Source organism: Neisseria sp. P0009.S007 (assembly GCF_051962515.1).
This window is the reverse complement of the sequence record NZ_JBQCVF010000672.1, coordinates 1-888: the sequence shown is the minus strand read 5'-3', so window position 1 is coordinate 888 and position 888 is coordinate 1. Positions and strand designations below refer to the sequence as shown.

General features: G+C 51.4%; 1 protein-coding gene. It reads left to right on the top strand.

What is annotated here, in order from left to right; translation table 11 throughout:
- The coding region (locus ACTHS3_RS15580; RefSeq protein WP_440368452.1) for a DNA gyrase subunit A at positions 1–888 on the top strand (888 nt) is incomplete at both ends.

Below are 888 nucleotides of genomic sequence, written 5' to 3'. Positions count from 1 at the left end.
GAGTTGAAAAACAACTGGAATTCCGCCTATAAAAAATCGGCGCGTATCGTCGGCGACGTTATCGGTAAATACCACCCTCACGGCGATACAGCCGTTTACGACACCATCGTCCGCATGGCACAAGACTTCTCCATGCGTTATGTACTGATCGACGGTCAGGGCAACTTTGGTTCTGTCGATGGCTTGGCCGCAGCAGCCATGCGTTATACCGAAATCCGCATGGAAAAAATTTCCCATGAAATGCTGGCGGATATTGAAGAAGAAACCGTTAATTTCGGCCCCAACTATGACGGCAGCGAACATGAGCCGCTGGTATTGCCGACCCGTTTTCCCGCGCTGTTAGTCAATGGTTCGTCCGGTATTGCCGTCGGTATGGCAACCAATATCCCGCCGCACAATTTGGGCGATACCATCAATGCCTGCCTGCGTTTGTTGGACGAGCCTGAAACTGAAATCGACGAGCTGATCAACATTATCCAAGCACCCGATTTCCCAACAGGCGCAACTATTTACGGCTTGAGCGGCGTGCGCGAAGGCTATAAAACCGGCCGCGGCCGCGTGGTAATGCGCGGTAAAACCCATATCGAGCCTATCGGTAAAAACGGCGAGCGCGAAGCCATTGTAATCGATGAAATCCCATATCAAGTAAACAAAGCCAAGCTGGTTGAGAAAATCGGCGAATTGGTACGCGAAAAAACGCTGGAAGGCGTATCCGACCTGCGCGACGAGTCCGACAAATCCGGTATGCGTGTCGTGATCGAATTGAAACGTAATGAAAATGCCGAAGTCGTTTTGAACCAACTCTACAAATTGACCCAGCTGCAAGACAGCTTCGGTATCAACATGGTGGCCTTGGTTGACGGCCAGCCGCGCTTGCTGAACCTGAAA